This is a genomic window from Escherichia sp. E10V10 (genome assembly GCF_004211985.1).
Taxonomy (GTDB): Bacteria; Pseudomonadota; Gammaproteobacteria; order Enterobacterales; family Enterobacteriaceae; genus Escherichia.
In genome coordinates this window covers 1-8264 of record NZ_RHJO01000026.1, presented here as the reverse complement: position 1 = coordinate 8264, position 8264 = coordinate 1, and the positions used below count along the sequence as shown (strand labels likewise).

Annotated in this window: 2 protein-coding genes and 1 pseudogene; 1 reads left to right on the top strand and 2 read right to left on the bottom strand. The window is 49.6% G+C overall.

Going from position 1 to position 8264, the window contains the following annotated elements; all coding sequences use genetic code 11:
- Positions 1-34 precede the first annotated feature (34 nt).
- Positions 35-1243 carry an IS256-like element IS1414 family transposase gene (locus tag D9736_RS20320; protein ID WP_130259044.1) on the bottom strand — a complete coding sequence of 403 codons (1209 nt, stop codon included), beginning with the start codon at positions 1241-1243 and terminating at the stop codon, positions 35-37.
- A gap of 206 nt (positions 1244-1449) precedes the next feature.
- A pseudogene (locus D9736_RS20310) lies at positions 1450-5883 on the bottom strand (autotransporter outer membrane beta-barrel domain-containing protein); the annotation flags it as partial.
- 398 nt (positions 5884-6281) lie between these two features.
- On the opposite strand from D9736_RS20310, the gene D9736_RS20305 reads away from it, so the two are divergent.
- Positions 6282-8264, top strand: a 1983-nt coding sequence (locus D9736_RS20305) for a hypothetical protein (protein ID WP_130238305.1), incomplete at its 3' end; no start/stop codon positions are given.

Below are 8264 nucleotides of genomic sequence, written 5' to 3'. Positions count from 1 at the left end.
GAGCCTGTTTAGGATTCTGTGTAAATGCCTTTTCTCAGAAGTGACCGTCCAGGCGGTCACCGAACTCGATAATAAAGCGGCTCATTGCCATTCGCCAGTCCTTCAACGGCATCGTCCATTTCTGGGACGCAGACTGGATTGCCAGCCACACCACTTTTTTCACCGAGTCGTCTGTCGGGAACACTTTACGCTTTTTGATCGCATGGCGGATCACGCTGTTTAGCGACTCGATGGCATTCGTCGTATAGATCACTTTGCGGATGTCCGTTGGATAAGCGAAGAACGTGGCAAGATTCGGCCAGTTAGCCTGCCAGCTTCGGCTTATCTGAGGATAGCGACTGTCCCAGGCCGCAGCGAACGCTTCCTGTGCCTGCTGGCCTGCCTCTTCCGAGGGAGCCTGATAAATCGCTTTCAGGTCGCGAGTGACGGCTTTGTAGTCCTTCCATGACACGAAGCGCAGGCTGTTGCGCACCATATGCACGATGCATAACTGGATGCGGGCCTTCGGATATACTGTGTTGATGGCATCCGGGAAGCCTTTCAGGCCATCCACACAGGCGATGAGGATATCGTTCAGACCGCGGTTTTTCAGTTCAGTCAGCACATTGAGCCAGAACTTCGCCCCTTCATTTTCGGCCAGCCACATACCCAGCAGTTCTTTCTGACCTTCGATATTGATGCCCAGTGCCAGGAACACCGATTTGTTGATGACGCGACTGTCCTGCCGAACTTTCAGGACGATACAGTCAAGATAAACAATGGGGTAAACAGCATCCAGTGGTCGGTTTTGCCATTCTACAACCTGCTCCATCACGGCATCGGTAACCTTTGATATCAGTGCCGGTGAAACATCTGCGTCATACAGTTCTTTGAACGCAGCAGCTATCTCACGGGTGGTCATCCCTTTGGCATACAACGAGAGGATCTGGTTATCCATCCCGGTAATACGGGTCTGATTTTTCTTTACCAGTTGTGGTTCGAAGGTACCGTCACGATCGCGCGGAGTACGCAGTTCCAGTGGACCGTCGCCTGTGATAACGGTCTTTGTGGAATAACTGTTGCGGGAGTTAGCTCCTGGTCTGGACTGATTTTTCTCATACCCAAGATGGTGTGTCATCTCTGCATTGAGAGCGGCTTCAACGCTGAGCTTTTTCAGCAGCCGATCAAACTGACTGAGGTCTTCAGGGGTTTTGAGGTTTTTGGCCAGTTCGTTAGCCAGAGCCTGTAACTGTTTTTCGTCCATAAATTAACCTTCATTTGATGCTGGATTGAACATATCAAAATCAGGCAATTACACAAATCTATGTACAGGCTCCTTCCCGTTTTCTGACAGAGTGCGTTTTGTTCATGCCGGATGCGGCGTAAACGCCTTATCCGGCCATAAAATCGCGCAAATTCAATATATTGCTTTGATATGTAGGCCTGATAAGCGTAGCGCATCAGGCAATGTTAGCGCCAACTGTACTTAATCCCCAGCATTCCTTGAGTGTTGCTATAGCCTTTGTCACCTGTTTGTACACCAACGTTGCCCCAGATGCTCAGATTAGCATTCACTTTACCTTCCACCCCGGTGCGGATTTCGCCCAGATTACGCACGCCGTCACGACTGATGCTTACGCCATCCATCTTCACACCAAAGGTTTCGGTATTGTGGATCCAGTTTACTTCCACGAATGGCTGCAACTCACGCTGCTTACTATCATCCATTTTGTGATGACTGTTCAGGTACGTTCTCACACCCAGACGCGTCTGGATGTTACCATCGCCCTGAGTTTCAATACGGGTCCCATCGTTGCGGTTGTGCGCATTGTCCTTCACGCCCATCCAGGTAACCTGTGCCTGCGGCTGGATATACCAGGTGTTCAGCGTGCTCCGACTGCCGGAAAACTCTCCGGATTTCAGGGTATAACCCGCTTCCAGTGAGGCAGTCAGTCCTTTCGAACTGTAACTGTCGCTGGCGCGGTTATCTGCTGCCACACTGTTATTAAACCAGTTGTACAACATCCCGCTATCGACATACGCCCCGGTTTTATCCGCCTCATTCTGGTTCCAGGTTCCGTACAGCCCGGCGCTGTAACCGTTGATACGTCCGTCAGAGCCGTAACCGGCGCGGTCGCTGCGGGTATTGCTGCGCGCGTTTGCATAACCTCCCATCACCCCCAAATGCCAGCGGTCGGTGCCGTCGGTACTCCACTGTGTGATATCACCCCCCAGTTGCAGCACATAACGGTTGCTCTGCGTTTTCAACTGACCGTCACCGACAACAGAACGTTCATGACCGCCGACATGGCGCATCCACATGCTGGCTGCCAGTCCGTCCTCTTTTAGCGCGTCGGTGTAGTGCGGTTCACCAAGACGATCGTGCAGACGGTGGTTAAACAGCGTGTTCGCGACTGAAATATTGCTGATATAACTACCCGCTTCCGGGCGCAGCGCGTCTGGTGCCATCGGATCCACTACCGGTGGTTTGACCGGAGCCTCCGGTACAACGGGTCGAACAGGTAAAACGGGACCTTTCCACTTACTGGTGAGATACCAGTTTTGCGCCGCACTGTCAGTGCCTTTCGCCAACGTATAAACATAAGCGCCAGCTTCCACAGTGCCGGTGGTCAGGGCGAAGTGACCGGTAGAGCTGCCGTCAACATGAACCAGTTCAATACCGTTGTCAGTCTGTTTACCCACGCCCCCGACATTATGCACCGCAACCCTGGTGTTACCGACCGTATCGCCGTGAACAATGAGCTTGTCGGTTTGAGAATCGTCGCCCCCCAGTTCCGTGTTCATCACAATCAGACCGTCATTGCCAGTGTAGTTGCCCGCCACGGTCAGGGTTTTGAAATCATTATCGTTAGGTGCGGAAATCGAGATCGTTCCGGCACTGCTCAGATCGTTGACCTTTGAAGCAGCTGTCATGTTCCAGCGGCTGGCAGCATCAATATCGACATTCGCCGGGTCGATCCATCCGGTCAGTTGTGCGCCGTTTTGCAGAGTCAGTCGGCTGCCGTTATTACCAATAATATTGCTGGTCAGTTGCGCGCCACCGTTGGCACCATCAAAGACAAGCTCCCCCGCATTAATCTCAGTATCTGTGATCCAGGCCGTCTGTCCCGCCAGCGTCAGGCTGCCATCACCGTTCTTGATGAAGCGGCCGCCAGCTACATTGCCATCGATGATGTCACCGTCAAAACGCGAATTATCACTGTCCGTGGCGTTAACGGCGATCAGCGATGCGCCGTTCAGCATCACAACGCCACCGCTGCCGCTCAGGCGGTTAGCCTGCTGATTGTTGCCGTTCAGATCGAGTACACCACCGTTGACGATAATATCGCTACTGCTGTTCAGTGTGTCGGCGATAGCGGTCCGCAGTGTGCCTTCATTAACAGTCGTGCTACCGGTATAGCCGTTGATGGCGGAGAATATCAGCGTACCGCCACCAGTTTTGCTGAGGCTTTTGCCGTCCCAGCCGAAACCATACGCGGTGGAGTTCAGATTATCTTGCAGTGCGTCTCCCAGGGTAAAGCTGTGACTGTCCGTTACGTTGAACGTACCGTGAGCACTGGAGTCTTCGGTGTTTAACCAGACCAGACCAAACTGCGCAATAACATTTTTGCTGTCGTCATCTTTCTTCGCCCATCCGATCAGAAAATGGTCTGTATCGACATAATCCTGCAAAGCCTGTCCTGCGACGGTATAGCTGAAATCGCCGCTAATCCCGTTCCGGGTGCGGATAAGGGTATACAGATTCTCATCAGAAACAGGGGCATAGCCGGAGATATCCAGCGTATTGTTCCCGGTAAGCTGGAGAGTATCGGCGCTCAGTGCCGGGTCACTGGCAATATCAACCTGCGCGGTTACACCGCTGCCAAAATTTGCGTCCGCAGCGACAATCAGCGTTTCACCGGCATCAACTTTCAGCGTACCGCCAGACATATCCAACCGGTTAGCGCCTACGGAATTAGCAATCTGCAGCTCACCACTGCCTGATTTATTCAGCGTCTGGACGTTTTCCAGCGTACCGGCAATCATGGCGCGATCGGTGATCGACAGGTTTTCGCCGCTGTTGCCCATCGTCATTAACGCGTTATGTTGGATATCCAGTGAACTGAAACTCTGCGCCATGTTCTGCGCGTTCAGTGTTCCTTCTTTGACATTGAATCCACCTGTGTTGAGGAACTGATTGGCGTTAGCCGTAGATAAGGTTCCCGTGCCGATCTTTTCCAGTTTGCCAGGGCCGGACAGGACTCCGCCGAGTGTCAGTTTATCGGCTCCGTCGGTTTCAATCGCTACCGTGTCACCTGCTGCAGTACCAATCAGCCGACTACCGGCATTCAGATTCAATTTGCTGTCGCCATTGCTCTTAATCAGCGAGCCATCGGCGAAATTCATGGTGCCGGATGAAAGCACATTCACGGTATTCGCCGCCGTGCTGGTTGACAATAAAGTGGCACCGTCCCGCAATGTAAACCGCGTGCTGCTGGTGTTTATGCCATACTGAGCATTGTCTTTCAGTTCCAGGACACCACCATAAACGGTGGTATTGGCATAAATCCGCGATTGCGTATTTTGAGAACCAGGTGTGAAATCTTCGCCACTAAAAGTCACTTTCCCATCGGTAGCATCGCTGCCGTTGGTGGTATTAATTCCAACAATGACATTTATTGCCACGCCAGTGGAGTTGAAACTGGTTATCGGATCACGAAACAGAATCTGACGCCCAGCGTCAGCAGCAATATTCAACACACCATTCGGCTGGCGGATATTAATCGCATTGGCAACCGCATATGTCATATTGGGCGTTAAGAGATTTCCGACCCCGGTGAAATTATTATAGAACTGAATATCGCTATTTTTCGCATGTAGCAGACTCGTGCCGGTAAAATTCGCGCTGTTGCCGATAAGAATAGCGCCTGCATACTGGCCATTGGAATAGTTTCCATGCACTTTCATACCATCGATACCGTTCGTCTCCATCACCAGTCCGGTCTGTGCAACGATAGCTCCCGCAGTATCCCTGACAGCCCGGTTACCATAGATATCGGCATTACCATACAACTGCACACTTCCGTCAGAAAATAATCCGCCACCCGAACTTATTGCGCTGTTATTACCGATAATAATGGAGGCGTCTGTACCACTGAAAATCAAATTGCCCGAGTCATGTAACCGAATAACACCGCCGGCAATAGCGTGATTGACATTATTGGTCAGCGTTACGTTGCCTTCAAATATAATGTTGGCGTTAGTGGTATCTATCGCGGGGTCATAGGAGTAGGCGCTGTTATTGTCAAAAACAACAGTACCGTTCGCACCACGGAAAAGCACATCTGAATTTGAGATGATAAGGCCACGATAGCCATTATTGGCACGGTTATCGACAAAACGGAGCTGACTGCCATTGCCGAGTTCATACACAATTCCCGAAGCAGTCCCGGAATTATAAACAGCTCCCCCTGTGGAGTTGCTTATTGTCATATCAATACCGTCCAGCAGCTTAATCACTGCTCTTCGAGTTCCACTCAGACTAATTAAGTTAACGGCATTACCGGTGGCATTAAACAACCAACTGTCTGTCCCCAGTGGCGTATTGCGGTCAACAATAAGCGTTGCCGGAGAAGAGCTCGTACCATTAAAAATGAGATCACTTAAACGCGTTGTCTGATTTGCGCCAGTGCCATAGATTTGTGACAGATAGACGCTCTCTCCCGGCAGAATCGACACCGTTGCGGCGAGCGACGAAGTAACACAGTTTAGTGTCAATACGAAAACAACCAGCGTCATCGCAAAGCCGGCCAGCATACGACGTCCGGTTCGTTTTCCCCGACTCTTTGCAAACTCCGATACCGCGACCCAGACGCCAGTAGATTCGTTACGGACAACATTGAATACGTTGTTCATGTTATACATCCTTTAATTAAATGAACCACTCCATCTGGTACATTATTTCTATAACATTTTACTTAAGGACTACAGATTTCTTTTATAAATAAAAGAAGTAATATTCTTATTTGCAGAGATAGATATCTTAAAAATCAAACCGCAAAAGCTCACTGATGAAATAATGCAATGCTCAGATAGACAAGAAACTAACGGTTAATGTAACAGTACCTGCATAATTATAAAAACATAATCTCTTTATAAGTACTTGTTTTAATAAAGGTGCGGTATTAATTACCCACATCATCAATTGGTGTCATAACGGTAAGCCGCAACAGATGGTGTACGGTTATTATTTTATAGCATCATACTAAGTGTGAGCAATGAACAAAGCACAGGATAATACAATGTCACCTAAAGTAATTAATACCACGTACAAAAAGATAGAGAAAGATGGGCTGACTATGACTATAAGTCAACGGAAAGGCCCAGTCTGCGCAACCCTCTATTCACCGGATGGAAGTAATCTTAAGAATAACCACATTTATTATCTGATTAAAATTTTTGACGCTGAAAATAATCCAATAAAAAAAAGCCCCTTCAAATATCATGTTGATGTGGTCACCAAAAATGACTGGTCCACACTTGATACTCATCCAATACTCAAAATATCCTATGAGGGTGACGCAAAGAAATTACAACAGGATAGTTATGGCTTTTATAATACAGAAACAGATCAGAATGGAGAATTTTTATTTGGTATTTTGCCCTTCCTTACTCTGAACAACGCAGAAACTCTGATAGAAAAAACAATGGTACCTTATGTACAAAGTATAACTCTTACCTTTTATCTTGGTGATATCAGTACCGATCTTGTCGTTGAAACTCCATATAATTTAGATTTACGCACATATGACGCAGTAGACATGGTTGTCAATAGTACTGGTGATTTCCGTGATTTAACTGATACAGTCACATTAATTCCTGGCGGGAATATATGTTGTAATCGTAAAGTATGTTTTTGTTTTAGCGGGGAACTGGAATGTGAAGTAGCCTCCTCCATAGAGGGGGTAGCTATTATGGATGTGGATAAAAATAATCAGGTAACGATGCCCTTTACAGAAGAGGAAATTGCCAATCGTGAAGTCTGGGCATATGCAAGTTTTGCATGGTGTGCGATGTCCCCACTGCGCATCCGCGAAGCCAATTCATCCCGGCTGCTGCATATCAGCCCGCAAAACAACTGCAATATTTTTCCCGGACAGACGCTATATGCCACGTTTCAGTATCAACTGAAAGCCGGTGAACATTTTTCCGGAACCGAGTGTCCCTTTGCATTAAACCGGGGGAATTTTTATCCTCCTGAAATCTCCTGGTGGCAGGACGGCAATACCTTATATGGCGGCTGCTTACTGACTGTGGATGACAGCCTGATGAAAGGTGACCGCCTGTCGTGGACGGTTTCCTGCTGCCTTGATAATAGTGGAATCCCGGTTACCTCTGAAACCGTGACCTGGAATGTAGCCTGGGATGCCGATATTGATGTTGACGTCACTTTTGCTGCCGATACACCGGTGTTAATTGATTACAGCAATGACAGCACGCGACCGTTATCCTCACGTCCTGCTATGGCCTGGCGGCTGACCGTGCCGGGACTAAGAAACACCCAGGCCTGTTTTTACCCCCTCGTGACCCGCATTACCGAAGATGCCATCATCAGCGATGCATCGTTCAGTGAAATTGTCCCCTGTGCGACAGACAGAACCAGTGGGGATTATTTTTACGTCATGCTGGACGACCTGGGGAGCGCCGTCATTAACGTGCAGCCCCGGGAAAACCGCACGCTGCTTACCGCGTTCAGCGCCGGGATTTATGGCGTCGGGACGATGGTCAACACCGCGAACTTTTTTATCAACAGTGCCTGGGAGGCCGCGACGGCGCCAGCTGTCAGCGTGGCAGAAGGGCAGAACCCTCAGGCGCGCCCCGGTGATGACAGCTATGGCCTGGCGACATTCCCGCTGCTTTCGAACTGGGAGGCGGTGAAGGAGCACGACCTGCTGGGCGGCGCGGTGTATCTGTTTGCCGGAAAAGAGATACAGAAAAAGAACCACTACACGCCGCTGACGTTACTGGGAAAAACGCAGATCCCGCTTAAAGCCAGTGGTGGCGCGCCCGATATCGCCCTGTATTTTACCGAATCTAATTTCGAGGCCGGAAAGACCTATTACATCCATGCCTGTCTTGTCGAAAATGCCTATCTGCACAAGGGGGTGAATTATCTCCGTCTGCAGGAAATCAAATTTGAAATTCCGCAGGACCAGCCTGCCGCACCGGACGGGGTGAAGCGGACCTATCGTGCACCGGAATTCGTCTGTAAAGACGGCGCGGTT